Genomic DNA, 17,955 nt, shown 5'->3' with positions numbered 1-17,955 from the left:
CATGAAATGCAGGAGGAACGGAATGAAATGCCTGGAATCGGGAATGAATGACCTTGCCGGGGAACGACATGCACAATTGTTAGTGCTCGCTATCGCGACAAGGCGCGCCGTTATTGTATTTAAGATGTTATCGCAACGTTGAAAAAAGTGACAGCTTTAAAAGTTTGCACTCACACCCAGGGTGTACATGAACTCCTCGCCCGTCGTGGTGTTTTCCCCCTGAGCCAATGACGCATAGGCCGCCATATGGGTTGTAAACGGCATATCCGTTCCGACGGTCACGTCCATCCAGCTGCTGTTTTGTGCAATAGCTGGCGTCTGCGACATGCCGAACTGAGACTTCCACTGGTTCTCGCCAAACTGCTGATTGAAACTGACCTGCGCCCAGGGCCGAAGATCGCCATATTGCGTATCCACGCGCCAGCCGAGGCTGCTCACGCTGGCATGCCAGAGCGGATCGGTCAGCCCCTGCGTCGTCACGCTATCACCGAATTCATTAATCATCATGGGTGCCGTGCCATCGTAACGCCACGCCATCACCGGGCCGGTTGTTATATTTCCCGCCAGCGGAAAATTCCAGCCCACGCTCATGCTGCCTTCCGCTGTCGGGCCGGAAGGCGAATTCAGGGCAAGCCCGGGGCCAGTTTGTGAAGTCTTAATACGTTCAGCCAGAATGTCTTCATAACGCGGTTGGTGATCCGCATCCCATGTATAGCGTTCCGCCGTATTACTTTGTGCGTCTGAAACGATATATTCCAGTTGCCAGGCAGATGCTGTGTGACAAAAAAACAACCACGCTGAAATCCCCACCAGGCCAGAAACAGCATGGCGACCACTGATTTTTTTTATCATCATCAAAGCGACTCCAGAAAGAGCCAATTTCGGCGATATTTATCGTTGTTCAGGAAGAGGTTAACGGGCATATAGCCCTGTATTAACTATTGTCTTTAAAGTAGACACGTCAAGCCTGACGAAATGAAATTTTTTGCGATAACCGTGTGAATAAGGGAGATAACCTATGCAACGTTGCGGCTGGGTAAGCCAGGATCAGCTCTACATCGACTATCACGATCGTGAATGGGGCATACCGGAAACGGATGGCAAAAAACTGTTTGAAATGATCTGCCTTGAGGGCCAGCAGGCGGGTTTGTCATGGATTACCGTACTGAAAAAACGGGAAAATTACCGCAACGCCTTCCACCAGTTCGATCCTGTCGCCGTCGCCGCCATGACCGAAGAGGACGTCGAACGACTGGTACTGGACGCCGGTATCATTCGTCATCGCGGTAAAATCCAGGCCATTATCGGCAATGCACGCGCTTACCTGGCGATGGAGCAAAACGGCGAGTCATTTTCAGAATTTGTCTGGTCTTTTGTGAATGACACGCCACACGTCACGCAGGCCGCTACGCTCGGGGAGATCCCCGCCTCCACACCCGCTTCAGATGCACTCTCTAAGGCGCTGAAAAAACGCGGTTTTAAATTTGTGGGCAGCACCATCTGTTACGCCTTTATGCAAGCCTGTGGGCTGGTCAACGATCATATTACGGGCTGCTTCTGTCATCCGGGAGGCCACCATGATCCGCAAATGGCAAAGTGAAAATACCGATCCACTCCTGAGTCTGTGGCTTGCAAGCACCACGGAGGCGCATCCGTTTATCGATGCAAACTACTGGAAAGAGAACGAAGCCATGGTGCGGGAGGTTTACCTGCCGTCGGCGGAAACCTGGGTCTGGGAACAGGACGGAAAGCCGTGCGGATTTATCAGCGTGATGCAGTCGCAGTTTGTCGGCGCGCTGTTTGTCGCACCGTCGTACATCGGGAAAGGCATCGGGCGGGCGCTGCTGAACCATGTTCAACAGCGCTTTCCGCATTTAAGCCTGGAGGTGTACCAGAAAAATGTCCGGGCGGTGAATTTCTACCATGCGCAGGGCTTTCGTATTGAAGACAGCGCCTGGCAGGATGACACCCAACACCCGACGTGGATCATGAGCTGGCAGGCGGATCAAACGCCGTTAACGTAAGCGCTGGCCCCTGATATTTCTCGACCCATGCCAGCGCCGTATTCCCCGCGCAGCCATTCCCCAGCTTCGAGCTGGGGAGATCTTTGGTCAGCACGTTAACCGCCCCGTTTTTACAGATACCGCCTTCGCTCAGGTCCAGATCCGGCCATGCCCCCTGGTGAATGCAGATAACGCCCGGCTTAATCCCGTCGCTCACCACCGCTCCCGCCAGCACCTGTCCGCGCCCGTTCCAGACGCGCACCACATCGCCATCTGCGATTCCACGCGCTTTCGCGTCCTCGGAATGCAGGGTAATGGGCTCGCGCCCGGCAACCGCATACTGCTCGCGAAGTGACGTATAGTTCAGCTGGCTGTGCAGGCGGTGAGCCGGATGGGCAGATAAGACCTGAAGCTGCCCCGGCTGCGCGTTGCCGTGCCATTCGTCTGGCTCCAGCCACATGGGGTGCGGTGGGCAATCAGCATAGCCAAAGCCAGCAATGCGTTCGCTGAAGAGAACGATTTTCCCGCTTTCGGTTTTTAGCGGATGGTTCTCCGGGTCGCGGCGGAAATCAGCAAAACGGACAAACTGCGCATTTTGCTCGCTCTCTGGCATTTCGAAGATGCCATTCGCTTCCCAGAACTCAGCAAACGGCGGCAGCGTCACGCCTTGTGCTGCGCCACGCTGGGCCGCAATCTGGTAGAAGGTTTCCAGCCATTCCAGATCCGTTTTGCCTTCGGTAAAACGCTCGCGCCCGCCCGCTTCCCAACGCTCGCTCAGTTCCGCAAAGACGTCAAAATCATCACGCGCTTCATCTCGTGGCGCGACAACACGCTTCATTGGCACCATGTGCTGGTTGCTGTAGTCGCCGGTCATGGTGAGATCGTTACGCTCAAACGAGGTGGTTGCAGGCAGCACAATATCGGCATGCTTAGCCGAGCCGGTCCAGAAGCACTCGGAAATGACCACCAGCTCCGGCTTCTGCCAGGCGCGGATCAGGCGGTTGGTATCCTGATGGTGCGTGAAGTTCGATCCGCCCGCCCACCAGACAAATTTAATATCCGGGAAGTGGCGGTCCAGACCGTTGTGCTGATAAAAACCGCCCGGGTTTTCCAGAGCTTCAACAATGCGCGCCACCGGGATTTTATCCACGGCATCCACGCCACCCTGCACCGAGCCCTGCAGAGACGCCAGCACCGCCGCTTTACGCGTTGGGTTACCGCCGTTCGCAAAGTGATAGGAGAGACCAAAACCCCCGCCCGGCGTGCCAATCTGCCCAAGCATTGCGGCAAGGGTCACCAGCATCCAGTGTTTCTGCTCGCCAAACTGCTGGCGCTGCATTCCCCAGCCGGACATTAACATGGTGGTATTTTTATGGAACAACGCCGCCAGTTCGCGGAGTTTGCCCGCAGGAACGCCACAAATCTCTGCTGCCCATTCCGCTGTTTTAGCCACCCCATCGGATTCACCCGTCAGGTAGTCGGCGAATTTATCGAAACCGGTGGTACAACGCGCCAGAAATTCCGCATCGTGCCAGCCGTTTTCTACCAGCGTATGGGCGATACCCAGCATCATCGCCACGTCGGTACCCATATGCGGGGCGATCCACTCGGCGCGGTCGCCAAAGAAATCCATGGTTTCCGAACGCATTGGGTCAATACAGAGGATGCGCTTGCCGCTTTTGCGCAGCGCGTCGAAATATGACACGCCCTGTTCATCGCTGGCATTCCAGGCAATTTTCAGGGTGTTGAGGGGGTTAGCGCTCCACAGCACAACCACATCAGTATGTTCCAGCACCAGCGGCCAGCTGGTCTGCTGTTGGTAGACCTCATTCCCGCCCACGACATACGGCATAATCGCCTGCGCCGCACCGGTGGAGTAATCTCCCAGATGCCCGGTATAGCCCCCGGCCAGACTCATATAGCGCTGCAGCAGCGTCGAGGCCTTGTGCAGCACGCCGTTCGAACGCCAGCCGTAAGAGCCAGCAAAAATGGACGACGGACCATAGCTATCACGGATACGTTTATGCTGGGTGTGAATCAATGCCAGCGCCTCATCCCAGCTCACGCGGACAAACTCATCCTGTCCCCGAATACCTTGCGGTTTGTCTGGCGAAGCCAGATAACCTTTACGCACCATCGGCCAGCGCACGCGCGTTTTGCTATGCACCTGATCGCGAACGACAGTCTGTAACGAGTTGGGATGCTGTGTTGGCAGTGCCCCGCGGGACGACAGGACAGTTTCCCCGTCGGTTTCGACCAGCATAGGTCCCCAGTGGGCGGCGGTCAGAATGGTTTTGGTTGAGGTGCTCAAAGCGTGCGCTCCTGGTTGCGTGCAGGTTTACGGCCTTCTTAATTGAGGCGATTTATGGTTTGTCACAAATTTCAGAGTTATACACTGAATTTTCTCCGTATCTGGACGTAATAATCAACTGCCACGCTCGCCGTGGCAAAGAATAAAAAGGATTAAGGAAATAAGATGAAAAAACGCGTACTCGTTATTGCCGCTCTGGTGAGCGGTGCACTGGCTGTTTCTGGCTGCACAACTAACCCTTACACCGGTGAACGCGAAGCGGGTAAATCCGGCATCGGCGCGGGCATCGGCTCGCTGGTTGGGGCAGGCGTAGGGGCGCTCTCTTCCTCCAAGAAAGATCGCGGTAAAGGCGCACTGATTGGCGCAGCAGCCGGTGCAGCACTGGGCGGCGGCGTCGGTTATTACATGGATGTGCAGGAAGCGAAACTGCGCGACAAAATGAAAGGTACAGGCGTGAGCGTCACGCGCAGCGGCGACAACATCATCCTGAACATGCCAAACAACGTGACCTTTGACAGCAGCAGCGCAACGCTGAAACCAGCAGGCGCAAACACCCTGACCGGCGTGGCGATGGTGCTGAAAGAGTACAATAAAACCGCCGTTAACGTGATTGGCTATACCGACAGTACCGGCAGCCAGGATCTGAACATGCGTCTGTCTCAGCAGCGCGCCGATTCCGTGGCCAGCTCGCTGATCGCCCAGGGTGTTGAAGCGAACCGTATCCGCACCAGCGGCATGGGTCCGGCAAATCCAATCGCCAGCAACAGCACGGCGGAAGGCAAAGCGCAGAACCGTCGCGTAGAGATCACGTTAAGCCCAATTCAGTAGGTAAAAGCAAAACGGCAACCCCGTTGCCGTTTTTAGTGTTTGCGCCCTCTCCCGTGGGAGAGGGTTGGGGTGAGGGCATCAGACCGCAACCTCCGGTAAGCGCAGCGCCACCGGGCAAATTACTTGCCATCGTTGATTTTCCCGCTAAGGTATTCTCACTAAATTCAGGGAAATCAGCGATGAGCAAACCAACCCGGGCCACCATCAGCGACGTGGCGAAAGCCGCCAAAACCGGTAAAACCAGCATTTCACGCTATCTCAACGGTGAGAAACATCTGCTGTCCGACGCGCTGCTCGCCCGCATTGAACAGGCCATTGCCGAACTCGACTATCGCCCAAGCCTTATGGCGCGCGGCCTGAAACGCGGCAGAACTCGCCTGATTGGTCTGATCATCGCCGATATCACCAACCCCTACTCCGTCAACGTGCTCAGCGGCATCGAAGCCGCCTGTCGCGAAAAAGGCTTTACGCCGCTGGTCTGTAACACCAACAATGAGGTCGATCAGGAGCTGCATTACCTGGATTTGCTACGCAGCTACCAGGTGGAAGGTATTGTGGTGAATGCCGTGGGCATGCGTGAAGAAGGGCTCAACCGACTGCAGCAGTCTTCGCTGCCAATGGTGCTTATCGACCGCAAAATCCCGGAATTTGCCTGCGATGTCGTCGGGCTGGATAACACGCAGGCGGCCACGACAGCCACCGAGCACCTCATCGAACAGGGTTTTGAAGCGGTCCTTTTCCTGAGTGAACCGTTGGGAATGGTCAACACGCGTCGCGAGCGTTTAAGCGCCTTTCGCGCCACGCTGGACCGCTATCCCGGCGTGATCGCCGAAAATGCCGAAACGCCGCTGCATGAAGCTGACCAGATTGACAATACCCTTCGCCAGTTCCACACGCGCCACCGTGGAATGCGTAAAGCCGTCATCTCCGCAAACGGGGCGCTAACGCTCCAGGTTGCCCGCTCCCTCAAGCGCATTGGCCTGCACTGGGGAAGTGATATCGGCCTGCTGGGTTTCGATGAGCTTGAGTGGGCAGAGCTGGCTGGCGTCGGCATCACCACGCTCAAGCAACCCACGTGGCAAATCGGCTATGCCGCTGTTGAACAGGTGGTTCGCCGTATTGAAGGTGCGAGCGACGCCGTGCGTGAACAGGTCTTCTCTGGCGAACTGATCGTTCGCGGCTCAACCGCCCGCTAAATTTCCCTTCGTGACAGCGATCATAAATTCAACATCCCGATCTTTTCTTTGGAACCGGTTCCATCTAGCGTAATACTATCGATTACGCGATGGAGTCTGGTATGAGCAGGAAAATAATGGTGGTCACCGCCGCTTATGGCGCTGACCAGGTGCGGCAGGCCGGTGGGCAACGCGCAATGCTTCCCGTCATTGCGGGCGCAGGCGCGGACGGTGTAGAAATCCGCCGCGAGCTGTTCAACAGCGAAGAGCTGCTGGCGCTGCCTGCGCTGGGTGAATCCATCGAACTACTGGGTCTGCTGGCATGCTATTCCGCACCCGCCGCCCTGTTTATGCCCAACGGAACGCTCAACCCTGACCTCCCCCGCTATCTGGCCGAAGCCACCGCGCTCAACGCGCTGTGGTTGAAAGTCTCGCTGGGTCATTTCAACGATAAACAGCCACTTGAAGCTTTACGCGCGATGCTGAATGAAAGCGGTATGACGCTGGTGGTGGAAAATGACCAGACCGACTGCGGTCAGCTCGCGCCCATGCAGCGCTTCAAAGCCGCCTGCCGGGTGATGGCATTGCCCGTCACCCTGACGTTCGATATGGGCAACTGGCTGTGGGTGGGCGATTCCCCCGAAGAAGCCGCGCGTCATCTGGCTCCGGCCGTGAGCTATATCCACGTTAAGGCCGCCGTTCCGCATAAGGAGCAGTTCCGCGCCATTGCGCCGGACCGCGCGGAATCACGCTGGCTGGACCTGCTTAATCAGCTTCCTGCCGATGCCCCGCGCGGTATCGAATTCCCCCTGGAGGGGGCAGATTTAACTGCCGTTACCCGCCACTACGTTAACCTGCTGCGTGAGGAGTAAACCATGCAAAAGACGCTGGATGTGATCACTATCGGCGAAGCCATGGCGATGTTTGTGGCCACCGAAACGGGCGACCTGAGCGCGGTAGAACACTTTATGAAACGCGTGGCGGGTGCAGAGCTGAACGTCGCCACGGGCCTGGCGCGTCTGGGCCTGAACGTCGGCTGGGTGAGTCGCGTAGGGGACGACAGCTTTGGCCATTTCGTTCTCGACTCACTGAAAAAAGAGGGAATTGATGCCGCAGGCGTCACGCTCGACGGACGCTTCGCTACGGGTTTTCAGTTGAAATCTAAAGTCGAAAATGGAACCGATCCCATCGTGGAATATTTCCGTAAAGGATCGGCCGCAAGCCATCTCTCCGTGGAGGATTACCACGCCCACTATTTTGCCTCCGCGCGCCATCTGCACCTCAGCGGCGTGGCGGCAGCGCTGTCTGCCAGCTCGTATGCGTTGCTGGACCATGCGGCAACAGCCATGAAGTCTCAGGGTAAAACGATCTCTTTCGATCCTAATTTGCGCCCGGTGCTGTGGAAAAGCGAAGCGGAAATGGTCGAGAAGCTGAACCGTCTGGCGTTCCAGGCTGACTGGGTTCTGCCGGGCCTGAAAGAAGGGATGATCCTGACGGGTGAAAAGACGCCGGAAGGCATTGCCGATTTCTACCTGAATAACGGGGTAAAAGCGGTGGTGCTGAAGACCGGTGCCGATGGCGCATGGTTTAAAACGACCAACGGCGAACAGGGCGCGGTCGCGGCGGTGAAGGTTGAGAACGTGGTCGATACCGTCGGCGCGGGCGATGGCTTTGCCGTGGGCGTCATTAGCGCCCTGCTGGAAGGCAAACCGCTGCAGCAGGCCGTTGCGCGTGGCAACAAGATTGGCTCGCTGGCGATTCAGGTGCAGGGCGACAGCGAAGGATTACCAACGCGAGCAGAGCTCGGCGTTTAAATTCCCTCTCCCCGTGGGAGAGGGCCAGGGTGAGGGCAACAGGCCGCACCAAATAATTAAGCCACCGTGTACCCTACAGACAACGGCGGTAACAACCTCAACAACAGAGGCAAGCCTATGAACAGTTCGACCAATGCAGTAAAACGCTGGTGGTACATCATGCCAATCGTGTTTATCACGTACAGCCTGGCGTACCTCGATCGTGCTAACTTCAGTTTCGCATCCGCTGCGGGGATCACCGAAGACCTCGGTATCACCAAAGGTGTATCCTCCCTGCTCGGCGCCCTTTTCTTCCTCGGCTACTTCTTCTTCCAGATCCCCGGCGCGATTTACGCGGAACGCCGCAGCGTGCGCAAGCTGATCTTCGTCTGCCTGATCCTGTGGGGCGCCTGCGCGTCACTGACCGGCGTGGTAAACAATATTCCTGCTCTGGCCGCCATTCGCTTTATCCTCGGCGTCGTTGAAGCGGCGGTCATGCCGGCGATGCTGATTTACATCAGCAACTGGTTTACCAAATCTGAACGCTCGCGCGCGAATACCTTCCTGATCCTCGGTAACCCGGTCACGGTACTATGGATGTCGGTGGTGTCTGGCTACCTGATCCAGTCCTTCGGCTGGCGCGAAATGTTTATCATCGAAGGGGTGCCAGCAGTGATCTGGGCATTCTGCTGGTGGGTGCTGGTGAAGGATAAACCTGCCCAGGCGAAATGGCTTTCCGAAGATGAAAAAGCCGCGCTGCAGGCCCAGCTGGATAAAGAGCAGCAGGGTCTGAAGGCGGTTCGCAACTACGGTGAAGCCTTCCGCTCCCGCAACGTGCTCCTGCTGTGCGCGCAATATTTTACCTGGAGCATTGGCGTATATGGCTTCGTACTGTGGCTACCGTCAATTATCCGCAGCGGTGGCGACAATCTTGGCATGGTCGAAGTAGGCTGGCTGTCATCCGTGCCTTATCTGGCTGCCACCATCGCGATGATTATCGCTTCCTGGGCATCGGACAAACTGCAAAATCGTAAGCTGTTCGTCTGGCCCCTGCTGCTCATCGCTGCCTTTGCCTTCATTGGCTCCTGGGCCGTTGGTGCGAACCATTTCTGGGTCTCTTATACGCTGCTGGTGATTGCGGGTGCAGCGATGTACGCCCCGTATGGTCCGTTCTTTGCCATCATTCCGGAAATGCTGCCGCGTAATGTGGCAGGCGGCGCGATGGCGCTGATTAACAGCATGGGCGCGCTGGGGTCGTTCTGTGGTTCCTGGTTTGTGGGCTATCTGAACGGTGTAACCGGCAGTCCATCAGCGTCGTACATATTTATGGGGGTAGCGCTTTTCGCCTCGGTATGGCTTACTTTGACCGTTAAGCCTGCTAATAATCAACAGCACCCTGTCGGCGCGCGACACGCCTGAAACCTTTTAAAATCAACGGAGATTAGCATGAAGCCGTCCGTCATTTTGTATAAAGCACTGCCTGACGATCTGCAAAAACGCCTTGAAGAACACTTCACCGTCACGCAGGTGAAGAACCTGAGCCCGGAAACCGTGGCACAGCACGCCGGGGCGTTCGCCAGCGCTGAAGGTCTGCTGGGTTCAAGCGAGAAAGTGGATGTCGCCCTGCTGGAGAAAATGCCGAAACTTCGTGCGACGTCTACCGTTTCTGTGGGTTACGACAACTTCGACGTGGATGCCCTTAACAAACGCAACGTTCTGCTGATGCACACGCCACATGCCCTGACGGAAACCGTGGCCGACACGCTGATGGCGCTGGTGCTCAGCACGGCCCGTCGCGTGGTGGAAGTGGCTGAGCGCGTCAAAGCGGGCGAATGGACCAAAAGCATTGGTCCGGACTGGTTCGGCGTGGACGTCCACGGCAAAACGCTGGGAATCGTGGGTATGGGGCGTATCGGGCTGGCGCTGGCACAGCGCGCACATTTCGGTTTTAACATGCCGATTCTGTACAACGCACGCCGTCGCCACAGCGAAGCTGAAGAACGTTTCAACGCGCGTTACTGCGAGCTTGATACGCTGCTGCAGGAAGCCGATTTCGTCTGCCTTATCCTGCCGCTGACGGACGAAACGCGTCACCTGATTGGCAAAGCCGCGTTTGAAAAGATGAAGACGTCGGCCATTTTCATCAATGCGGGTCGCGGCCCGGTGGTGGATGAGAAGGCGCTGATTGAGGCACTGCAAAACGGCGAGATCCATGCAGCAGGTCTGGACGTGTTTGAGCAAGAGCCGCTGTCAGTAGATTCCCCGCTGCTCAAACTGCCAAACGTCGTCGCCCTGCCCCACATCGGCTCTGCCACTCACGAGACGCGCTACAACATGGCGGCGACTGCGGTAGACAACCTGATTGCCGCGCTTGGCGGGAAAGTGGATAAGAACTGCGTTAACCCGCAGATCCAACAGTAGAAACGAAAAAACCCGCCAGAAGGCGGGTTTTTGAATTTTGTGCTACTGGGTTGGAAGCTTACAGGCTTACAACGTTACCAGCTGCTGGGCCTTTAGCGCCGCTTTCGATGGTGAAGGAAACTTTCTGACCTTCATCCAGAGATTTGTAGCCATCGTTCTGGATAGCAGAGAAGTGTACGAACACGTCTTTTGAGCCATCGTCAGGAGTGATGAAGCCGAAACCTTTATCAGCGTTGAACCATTTTACCAGACCAGTCATTTTAGCAGACATAGAAATTACCTTATTAACAAATATATTGTGCCTTCCGGCTTGATGGATTGCGTTACAGATTTTTAAGCGATGAAGGAAGGGTCACAACGAAGGGTATCTATGGATAACAATCTGGACTGCTTTACTAAACTGCTTTAGGTCTGTGTAACAAACCGACGGGGATAGTTATACCGATGTGGTAGAGGAATGACAAGCGTTATTTTCAATACCCCTAAAAAAAACCCCGCACGAAGCGGGGATTTTTATCTTACTCGGTGGCAGCGACTGCCGCACTCCACGCCTGGCTAAAGGCCTGGTGCTGGGAAGCCAGCGGCCCAATCAGCGTATTATATTGACTTGCCTGCTGTGAGGTTGGGAACTGAATACCGTTAGAGACAAAGCTCACCTGCGTCCCCTGTTGGGAGATAAAATCCCCCACCTGAACCAGCTGCTGCGTGAAGACCTGCGCGGCCGGGATCAACGGCTGCAAAGCGTCAGACGGCTTCGTCACCACTTTCTCATACACTTTGTCAAAGACAGGCTTGAGATCCTCGCCCTGTTTCAGCGCAGAACGTGACGCATCAGCCTGCATTTTTGCATTCTGTAACTGCTGGCTCAGCACGCCAAGCGCACCGTTGGACTGGCGCAGCGGTTCACGTTGGGTCATATAATCCTGCGGTACACGGATCGCATTAACGCTATCCAGCACCGGACGAAGGCCGGAGTCCATCGCCTGGCTCACCTGCTGCGAATAACCATAAAGGATGGCGTAATCGGACACGAAAGGACCAAACTGTTTTTTCTGATCCGCAGTCAACGTTGGTAAACGCTCGCCGCTACGCATCACTGTATTCTGTAGAAAATCGATAAACGCTTTGCGCTGATCGCCTTCTTTATCGAAACACCCACTCAGGCTAACTACCATCAACAACGCCGCAAGAGGCGCAAACCAGCGAGAGCAGGACTTTCCTGTCGCCATTTTATAACTCCTTTCACCCAAAAAAGCGCACACCGGCACACGCGTGCCCAACGCTGACAAGGATAGTCCAGGTCAGCCCCGCAAGATACTCTTTTCATGCAAAACGGCTATTGCCGTTTTATTTCTTACCATTTACAAAAAAATACCTGTCGAAGCCGATATATGGCTAATCAGGTAATTAGCATAACTATCCAGATAGCTGAAACGCATAAAGCTATCGTTAACGCACGATTAATCACATCTGCAACGATCCTTCGTTTGTATTAGGGACTATTCTTAATTGGCTCTCTGATGTTCTTGATCCCGATGTGTGATTTAAGAGGAGTCCTCAATGGAATATAAAGATCCTGAGTTTGAGCTGCTGAGCAGCCTGGAACAGATTATTTTTAAAGATGTACCGCAGACGGTTACCCTGCAACAAAAGTCCAATCCCTTTACAGAATTTGAGCAATTGCGCAAAGGGTCAGGGCTGAAAACAGATGAATTCGCCAGAGCGATGGGTGTCAGCGTGGCGATGGTGCTGGAGTGGGAATCAAAACGTGAAAAGCCCACGCCAACCGAGTTAAAGCTGATGCGCCTGATACAGGCGAACCCTGCACTCAGTAAACAGATAGCGTAATACAGTTTGACCGCCCCCGCCCTTGCGGGGGCTTGTGTTTTATAGGCTTACACAATGCCATCCCGCCTCATTCCACACCAGGTTATGCGTCAGCGTTAATCCCTTCAAAAACGTTTCATCATGCGACACCACCAGCAGCGCACCAGGGAACTCCGCCAGTGCAGCCTCAATGGCCTGAACGGAGGCCAGATCCAAATGGTTAGTGGGCTCATCCAGGAGCAAAAGCTGCGTGGCCGCTTCACGCCATAAGACAATGGCCAGCGCGGCTTTGAGGCGTTCACCGCCGCTCAGTTCCGCCAGGGGGAGCGAGACCTTATCTGCGCCAAGCTGAAGCTGCGCCAGGCGAGTACGCAACGTGCCCTCCTCAAGCGGCGTGTTGCTGAGATTAAGATGCGTCATCACCGACTGCGAAAGATCGAACTGCGACAGGTGTTGATCGAGATAGGCGCAGGTGACCGATACCGCGCAGGTTCCTGAAAGAGGTGCTTCCTCTCCGGACATCACTTTCAAGAGCGTCGATTTACCACAGCCATTCGGCCCACGGAGTGCGACACGCATTGGCCCGTCCATACGCCAGCTTATCGGCGGAATATCCACATGTGACAGCGCCAGCGCCTCCAGCACCAGTACCTGTTTCCCCTCCGCGACGCGACTGCCCGGCAGGGTGAAGATGACCGGGTTATCGTCTTCTACCCGCTCGCGCGCGTTGTTTACAGCGGTATTTAACGCGTCATTCTGTTCGCTGTGCTGTTTTTTCCACGAGCTAATGCGCTCTTTTGCCGCCATTTTGTATTTCACCCGCTCAAAGGAGGCGATATTGAGGCTATCAACCGTACGCAACGTTTTTGCCGAACGTCGCTGGCTGTCGTCGTGCTCTTTATGCATCCGCGCGCGGATTCGTTTGCGCTCAGTGGCCGCGTGCTCCAGCGCGGCGCGGGCAGCCTGCTGTTCCGTATCGCGCTGAGTTTTATAATCAGCATAGTTTCCACCGAAGCTGCGCAGGCCAAAAGGGCTCAGCTCGAGAATGCGCGGCACCTGTGCCAGCAATTCACGATCGTGAGAAGCCACCAGCACGCCGCCCTGATGGTGGAAAAGCTGGTCGTAAAACCATTCACGCCCCTGTCTGTCCAGATGGTTCGTGGGTTCATCCAGCAGAAGGTAATCCGCATCCGCAATCAATGCCCCGCAGAACAGGGCGCGAATACGCTCACCGCCGCTGAGTTCCCTGGCCGGTTTATCGGGATCAAACCGCGGGAGGTGCGCGTTCATAAACGCTTCACTCAGGCGTTCCGCCAAATCCCATTTACCGTCGAGCTTTTCCAGATCCTCTGGCTGATAGTCACCGCTGTCGATGCGCTTACGGGCGGCGAAGATCGCGTCATATCCGAGCAGTTCCGCAAGCGTGGTCTGCGAGGAAATATCATGCTGCTGCGCCACATAGGCATGGGTACCGAAACGCTCAATATGGCCGTTTTCAGGTTCATCAATGCCTGCCAGTAGACGCAGCAGGCGTGTTTTACCGCTGCCGTTGCGGCCAACCAGCGCGCATGGCGACGCATCGAGTGTAAGATTTAGCGGACCGAAAAGGGTATCGCCCGTCGCAAACTGACAGGTGACCTGATGCAAAATAAAAGAAGGGGACTGCGCAAAATGAGCCATAAGCACTCCTGAATGAAATCAAAAACCTCCCCTGCCGACGCGGTGGCGTTTAGCAAGGACAGAAATTCATCAGTCGTGTTTGTTCATTTTTGGGGGGCGCTCCTGAGGGAGGACAATAACAGCGTTAAGGATAGCGGCAATGCATTAACCTTTTCAAGGTTAAATTATCGCCAATTCTCACCGAGACAAAGAACCCGCCGAAGCGGGTTAGACACTTAGATAAACGCGAACGCATCGCCAAACAGGCGATCTTCCCGCGCGTCGCGCTCATTACAGAACAGGTCGCGGGCAATTTTCGCCATTTCAAAACGGCCAGCAATGTAGATATCGTGCCCGGCGAGCGTGCCATGATCCTGCAGGACCGCCGTTAGCACCGTACCATTACGACCGCGCCAGCCCTCTTCCGGCTGCTCAACAACCGGCTCAACGCGCAGGTTCGGGTGATTCACGCTCAGCGCTTCCAGTTCGGACAGGTCGTAGAGATGTTTCTCTTCGCGGCCGCCCCAATAGATGGTGATGTCGCGGTTCGGGTTACGTGCCAGCGCGGTCAACAGAATAGAGCGAACATACGAGAACCCCGTACCGCCAGCAATCAGGATAAGCGGACGGTCTTCATCTTCGCGCAGCCAGGCTTCACCGTGCGGAATGTCTACCACGATTTCACGCTCTTTCAGGATGCGGTCCATGACAGCCATGGCGTAAAGGTTAAGCTCAGACGCACCAATATGAAGCTCAATAAATTCCTGCTCCGCTGGCGTAGACGCCATAGAGAAAGGACGTTTATCGCGCTCATCCATCACGACCATCAGGTACTGACCAGCGCGGAAAGAGAATGCCGATTCTGGCACTAAACGGACGCGATATACGGTGTCGGTAATGGCATCTACCGAGGTCACTTTACAGCTTAAGGTTGTCATTCGCTCTCTCTGTCGGGAAGTCTATAGGGCTTAACGGTCAGCTTCAGATTTACCGTTATTCATTATGGCCAGTTCGTCCCAGATCGCGTCTATTCGCGCGGTCACGGCAGGATCTTTTTTGATCGGGCGACCCCATTCACGGTCGGTTTCGCCAGGCCATTTATTCGTGGCATCCAGTCCCATTTTTGAGCCAAGACCGGAAACCGGCGAGGCAAAGTCCAGATAATCTATCGGCGTGTTTTCGACTAACACCGTATCACGCGCAGGGTCCATGCGTGTAGTAATCGCCCAAATAACGTCATTCCAGTCGCGGGCGTTGACGTCATCATCGCAGACGATAACAAACTTGGTATACATAAACTGGCGCAGGAAAGACCATACGCCCATCATCACGCGTTTAGCGTGACCGGCATACTGCTTCTTCATCGTCACTACCGCCAGGCGATACGAACACCCTTCCGGCGGCAGATAGAAATCAACAATTTCCGGGAACTGTTTTTGCAAAATCGGCACAAAGACTTCGTTCAGCGCCACACCCAGCACCGCAGGCTCATCCGGTGGACGGCCGGTATAGGTTGAGTGGTAAATTGCATCTTCACGCTGGGTAATGTGCGTGACGGTAAACACCGGGAAGTTATCAATTTCATTGTAATAACCCGTATGGTCGCCGTAAGGCCCTTCCGGTGCAAACTCACCCTGTTCGATGTAGCCTTCCAGAACGATTTCAGCACTGGCTGGCACTTCCAGGTCATTGGAGACACACTTTACGACTTCGGTTTTAGTGCCGCGCAGCAGCCCTGCAAAGGCATACTCCGACAGCGTATCCGGAACAGGCGTAACCGCGCCCAGAATCGTTGCCGGATCGGCCCCCAGGGCAACAGAAACCGGGAATCGTTCACCGGGATGTTCCGCGCACCACTCCTGAAAATCGAGCGCGCCGCCACGATGTGACAGCCAGCGCATGATAAGTTTATTTTTACCAATCAGCTGCTGGCGGTAGATACCGAGGTTTTGGCGCTCTTTGTACGGCCCACGGGTGACGGTCAAACCCCAGGTAATCAGCGGCGCAGCATCTTCAGGCCAGCACTGCATAATCGGGATTTTTGTCAGATCAACCGCATCGCCTTCCAGCACTTTTTGCTGGCACGGCGCACCGCGCAGGCGTTTGGTTGGCATGTTCAGCACCTGCTTGAACTGTGGCAGCTTGTCGAACAGATCGCGGAAACCTTTCGGCGGCTCCGGCTCTTTCAAAAACGCCAGCAGTTTACCCACTTCACGCAACGCCGTGACATCCTCTTGCCCCATGCCCAGCGCCACGCGGCGCGGCGTGCCGAACAGATTGCACAGCACCGGCATGTCGTAGCCTTTCGGATTTTCAAACAGCAGCGCAGGCCCACCGGCACGCAGGGTGCGGTCAGCAATTTCTGTCATTTCCAGATAAGGATCAACAGGAAGCGTAATCCGTTTAAGTTCGCCCTGCTTTTCCAGCAGCGTCAGGAAGTCGCGTAGATCGTGGTATTTCATGCAGTTAGTCATGGCCTCTCTGTAAGCGCTTCATTATACGGCGTAAGCCTACGTGATGCTGTAATTTTGTTAAATTAGCGTGAACTTCCGCGACTTACTCCACTTTCGCCCATTATAATCAACTTAGCGATCCGGCCAGGGTTTTGATATGCTTGCGCCCCGAACTAAGGGAAAGAGTGATTATGCAGGCCTGGTATTTACTGTATTGCAAACGCGGGCAACTTCAGCGCGCGCAGGAACATCTTGAACGTCAGTCGGTGAATTGCCTGACGCCCGTGATCACGCTTGAAAAAATGCAGCGCGGGAAACGCACGATGGTCAGCGAGCCTCTCTTCCCGAACTATCTGTTCGTCGAATTCGACCCGGAAGTGATCCACACCACGACAATCAGCGCTACGCGCGGTGTCAGTCACTTTGTCCGTTTTGGCACCAGCCCCGCGACGGTTCCCTCAACCGTCATTCATCAGCTTTCGATTTATCAACAACCCGAAGGGATTACCGACCCGGAAACCCCTTATGCGGGCGATAGCGTGGTGATTACAGAAGGTGCCTTTGAAGGCCTGCAGGCCATATTCTCTGAACCTGATGGCGAAGCGCGCTCTATGTTGCTACTTAACCTGTTGAATAAACAGGTGCTGCAGAGCGTGAAAAACACCGACTTCCGTAAGCTTTAAAACGCAATTCGAAACAGGCGGCGCACGTTGTCATCCGTCTGCGCGGCCAGCCAGTGTGGATCTTCTCCGCGCCAGTGCGCCACACTCTCAACGATGTGCCCCAGATACGCCGGTTCGTTACGCCGCGATGCCGGTTTAGGTTTCATGTCGCGTGGCAGCAAGTAAGGGGCATCGGTTTCCAGCAGCAGGCGTTCGGCCGGGATCGCCGGCAACAATTCACGCAGTTCCAGCCCGCGACGCTCATCGCAAACCCAACCGGTTATGCCCAGATAAAGTCCTCGATTCAGGCAATCCAGCGCGTCCTGATGCGATCCGGTAAAGCAGTGCAACACTGCACCAGGCAGTTTATCCAGCCACGGTTCCAGAAGGGTGAGAAAACGCTCATGCGCATCGCGGCAATGCATGAACACCGGCATCTCTAGCTCTGCGGCCAGCGCCAATTGTGCGGTGAATGCTTTTTCCTGGTCTTCCGGCGTGGAAAAATTGCGATTGAAATCAAGACCGCACTCGCCGATGGCGACCACTTGTGGCATTTTCGCCAGCGCGTGGAGCGTTTCAGCGCTGTGTTGCGTCCATTGGCTACTGTCATGAGGGTGGACGCCTGCGGTTGACCAGCAGCGTTCGTAGCGTTGCGCCAGCAACTGCGCCTGCTCACTTTCATGAAGGTTGGTTCCCGTCAGCAACAGCCCTTTCACCCCGGCGGCAAAAGCACGGGCGACGACCTCATCCCGGTCTTTCGCGAACTGCGAGCTGGTCAGGTTAAGCCCAATATCAAACATGCCCCTCTCCATATGACAACCGC

Annotated in this window: 18 protein-coding genes; 10 read left to right on the top strand and 8 right to left on the bottom strand. The window is 55.5% G+C overall.

Features of this window, described 5'->3' with window-relative positions:
* Positions 1–156: 156 nt before the first annotated feature.
* Complete coding sequence (locus tag ACTJJA_RS18560; protein ID WP_440668891.1) at positions 157–855, bottom strand: autotransporter domain-containing protein; 699 nt, start codon at positions 853–855, stop codon at positions 157–159.
* Between the two features lie 163 nt (positions 856–1,018).
* On the opposite strand from ACTJJA_RS18560, the gene tag reads away from it, so the two are divergent.
* Together tag and ACTJJA_RS18550 are read left to right on the top strand one after the other, a co-directional pair.
* Complete coding sequence (tag, locus tag ACTJJA_RS18555) at positions 1,019–1,600, top strand: DNA-3-methyladenine glycosylase I (RefSeq protein WP_010426235.1); 582 nt, start codon at positions 1,019–1,021, stop codon at positions 1,598–1,600.
* Entirely contained in the window at positions 1,578–2,024 is a 447-nt protein-coding gene (locus tag ACTJJA_RS18550) for an N-acetyltransferase (protein ID WP_010426237.1), read from the top strand. The genes tag and ACTJJA_RS18550 overlap by 23 nt, the downstream gene beginning before the upstream one ends.
* On the opposite strand, the gene ACTJJA_RS18545 is transcribed toward ACTJJA_RS18550, so the two are convergent.
* The gene (locus ACTJJA_RS18545; RefSeq protein WP_440668890.1) at positions 1,987–4,314 is read right to left on the bottom strand and encodes a molybdopterin guanine dinucleotide-containing S/N-oxide reductase; all 2,328 of its coding nucleotides are present in this window, start codon (positions 4,312–4,314) and stop codon (positions 1,987–1,989) included. The two genes, ACTJJA_RS18550 and ACTJJA_RS18545, sit on opposite strands and share 38 nt — an antisense overlap.
* A gap of 165 nt (positions 4,315–4,479) precedes the next feature.
* On the opposite strand from ACTJJA_RS18545, the gene ACTJJA_RS18540 reads away from it, so the two are divergent.
* The 6 genes from ACTJJA_RS18540 to ghrB all read left to right on the top strand — a co-directional run bounded on the left by ACTJJA_RS18540 (position 4,480) and on the right by ghrB (position 10,531).
* Complete coding sequence (locus ACTJJA_RS18540) at positions 4,480–5,142, top strand: OmpA family lipoprotein (RefSeq protein WP_010426241.1); 663 nt, start codon at positions 4,480–4,482, stop codon at positions 5,140–5,142.
* A gap of 179 nt (positions 5,143–5,321) precedes the next feature.
* On the top strand, positions 5,322–6,338 hold the full coding sequence (locus ACTJJA_RS18535; RefSeq protein ID WP_010426243.1) for a LacI family DNA-binding transcriptional regulator: 1,017 nt from the start codon (positions 5,322–5,324) through the stop codon (positions 6,336–6,338).
* 101 nt (positions 6,339–6,439) lie between these two features.
* On the top strand, positions 6,440–7,189 hold the full coding sequence (locus tag ACTJJA_RS18530; RefSeq protein ID WP_120158915.1) for a sugar phosphate isomerase/epimerase family protein: 750 nt from the start codon (positions 6,440–6,442) through the stop codon (positions 7,187–7,189).
* Between the two features lie 3 nt (positions 7,190–7,192).
* A complete protein-coding gene (locus ACTJJA_RS18525; protein WP_440668889.1) occupies positions 7,193–8,131 on the top strand; it encodes a sugar kinase in 939 nt (312 codons plus the stop codon).
* A gap of 117 nt (positions 8,132–8,248) precedes the next feature.
* Entirely contained in the window at positions 8,249–9,529 is a 1,281-nt protein-coding gene (locus ACTJJA_RS18520) for an MFS transporter (protein WP_440668888.1), read from the top strand.
* Positions 9,530–9,556: 27 nt separating this feature from the next.
* Positions 9,557–10,531, top strand: coding sequence for a glyoxylate/hydroxypyruvate reductase GhrB (gene ghrB, locus ACTJJA_RS18515; RefSeq protein WP_010426252.1), 975 nt, complete (start codon positions 9,557–9,559; stop codon positions 10,529–10,531).
* A 58-nt stretch (positions 10,532–10,589) separates the two neighbouring features.
* Here ghrB and cspE read toward each other — a convergent pair whose 3' ends face one another.
* Together cspE and ACTJJA_RS18505 are read right to left on the bottom strand one after the other, a co-directional pair.
* Positions 10,590–10,802, bottom strand: a complete 213-nt coding sequence (cspE, locus tag ACTJJA_RS18510) for a transcription antiterminator/RNA stability regulator CspE (RefSeq protein ID WP_003860775.1) — start codon at positions 10,800–10,802, stop codon at positions 10,590–10,592.
* 247 nt (positions 10,803–11,049) lie between these two features.
* Entirely contained in the window at positions 11,050–11,760 is a 711-nt protein-coding gene (locus tag ACTJJA_RS18505) for a DUF3053 domain-containing protein (protein WP_042715665.1), read from the bottom strand.
* Between the two features lie 331 nt (positions 11,761–12,091).
* Here ACTJJA_RS18505 and ACTJJA_RS18500 point away from each other — a divergent pair, with 331 nt between their 5' ends.
* A complete protein-coding gene (locus ACTJJA_RS18500) occupies positions 12,092–12,379 on the top strand; it encodes an HTH-type transcriptional regulator (RefSeq protein WP_440668887.1) in 288 nt (95 codons plus the stop codon).
* A gap of 39 nt (positions 12,380–12,418) precedes the next feature.
* Here ACTJJA_RS18500 and ACTJJA_RS18495 read toward each other — a convergent pair whose 3' ends face one another.
* The 3 genes from ACTJJA_RS18495 to ubiD form a co-directional block, all read right to left on the bottom strand.
* Positions 12,419–14,038 carry an ABC-F family ATP-binding cassette domain-containing protein gene (locus ACTJJA_RS18495; RefSeq protein WP_440668886.1) on the bottom strand — a complete coding sequence of 540 codons (1,620 nt, stop codon included), beginning with the start codon at positions 14,036–14,038 and terminating at the stop codon, positions 12,419–12,421.
* A gap of 215 nt (positions 14,039–14,253) precedes the next feature.
* Complete coding sequence (gene fre / locus ACTJJA_RS18490; protein WP_440668885.1) at positions 14,254–14,955, bottom strand: NAD(P)H-flavin reductase; 702 nt, start codon at positions 14,953–14,955, stop codon at positions 14,254–14,256.
* A 30-nt stretch (positions 14,956–14,985) separates the two neighbouring features.
* Positions 14,986–16,491, bottom strand: coding sequence for a 4-hydroxy-3-polyprenylbenzoate decarboxylase (gene ubiD / locus ACTJJA_RS18485; protein WP_421511355.1), 1,506 nt, complete (start codon positions 16,489–16,491; stop codon positions 14,986–14,988).
* A 170-nt stretch (positions 16,492–16,661) separates the two neighbouring features.
* Here ubiD and rfaH point away from each other — a divergent pair, with 170 nt between their 5' ends.
* Complete coding sequence (gene rfaH, locus ACTJJA_RS18480; RefSeq protein WP_010426265.1) at positions 16,662–17,153, top strand: transcription/translation regulatory transformer protein RfaH; 492 nt, start codon at positions 16,662–16,664, stop codon at positions 17,151–17,153.
* Here rfaH and tatD read toward each other — a convergent pair.
* On the bottom strand, positions 17,150–17,932 hold the full coding sequence (tatD, locus tag ACTJJA_RS18475; RefSeq protein WP_148400220.1) for a 3'-5' ssDNA/RNA exonuclease TatD: 783 nt from the start codon (positions 17,930–17,932) through the stop codon (positions 17,150–17,152). The genes rfaH and tatD overlap by 4 nt on opposite strands.
* Between the last annotated feature and the right edge of the window lie 23 nt (positions 17,933–17,955).

This window comes from Enterobacter sp. 22452 (assembly GCF_052045065.1).
Classification (GTDB): domain Bacteria; phylum Pseudomonadota; class Gammaproteobacteria; order Enterobacterales; family Enterobacteriaceae; genus Enterobacter; species Enterobacter mori.
Note: the sequence above shows the minus strand (reverse complement) of the source record. Positions and strands in the feature narration are given on the sequence as shown.

Coding starts and splice junctions, on each gene's coding strand:
- ACTJJA_RS18560 (WP_440668891.1), bottom strand. CDS start 855: ATGATGATAAAAAAAATCAGTGGTCGCCATGCTGTTTCTGGCCTGGTG.
- tag (WP_010426235.1), top strand. CDS start 1,019: ATGCAACGTTGCGGCTGGGTAAGCCAGGATCAGCTCTACATCGACTAT.
- ACTJJA_RS18550 (WP_010426237.1), top strand. CDS start 1,578: ATGATCCGCAAATGGCAAAGTGAAAATACCGATCCACTCCTGAGTCTG.
- ACTJJA_RS18540 (WP_010426241.1), top strand. CDS start 4,480: ATGAAAAAACGCGTACTCGTTATTGCCGCTCTGGTGAGCGGTGCACTG.
- ACTJJA_RS18535 (WP_010426243.1), top strand. CDS start 5,322: ATGAGCAAACCAACCCGGGCCACCATCAGCGACGTGGCGAAAGCCGCC.
- ACTJJA_RS18530 (WP_120158915.1), top strand. CDS start 6,440: ATGAGCAGGAAAATAATGGTGGTCACCGCCGCTTATGGCGCTGACCAG.
- ACTJJA_RS18525 (WP_440668889.1), top strand. CDS start 7,193: ATGCAAAAGACGCTGGATGTGATCACTATCGGCGAAGCCATGGCGATG.
- ACTJJA_RS18520 (WP_440668888.1), top strand. CDS start 8,249: ATGAACAGTTCGACCAATGCAGTAAAACGCTGGTGGTACATCATGCCA.
- ghrB (WP_010426252.1), top strand. CDS start 9,557: ATGAAGCCGTCCGTCATTTTGTATAAAGCACTGCCTGACGATCTGCAA.
- cspE (WP_003860775.1), bottom strand. CDS start 10,802: ATGTCTGCTAAAATGACTGGTCTGGTAAAATGGTTCAACGCTGATAAA.
- ACTJJA_RS18505 (WP_042715665.1), bottom strand. CDS start 11,760: ATGGCGACAGGAAAGTCCTGCTCTCGCTGGTTTGCGCCTCTTGCGGCG.
- ACTJJA_RS18500 (WP_440668887.1), top strand. CDS start 12,092: ATGGAATATAAAGATCCTGAGTTTGAGCTGCTGAGCAGCCTGGAACAG.
- ACTJJA_RS18495 (WP_440668886.1), bottom strand. CDS start 14,038: ATGGCTCATTTTGCGCAGTCCCCTTCTTTTATTTTGCATCAGGTCACC.
- fre (WP_440668885.1), bottom strand. CDS start 14,955: ATGACAACCTTAAGCTGTAAAGTGACCTCGGTAGATGCCATTACCGAC.
- ubiD (WP_421511355.1), bottom strand. CDS start 16,491: ATGACTAACTGCATGAAATACCACGATCTACGCGACTTCCTGACGCTG.
- rfaH (WP_010426265.1), top strand. CDS start 16,662: ATGCAGGCCTGGTATTTACTGTATTGCAAACGCGGGCAACTTCAGCGC.
- tatD (WP_148400220.1), bottom strand. CDS start 17,932: ATGTTTGATATTGGGCTTAACCTGACCAGCTCGCAGTTCGCGAAAGAC.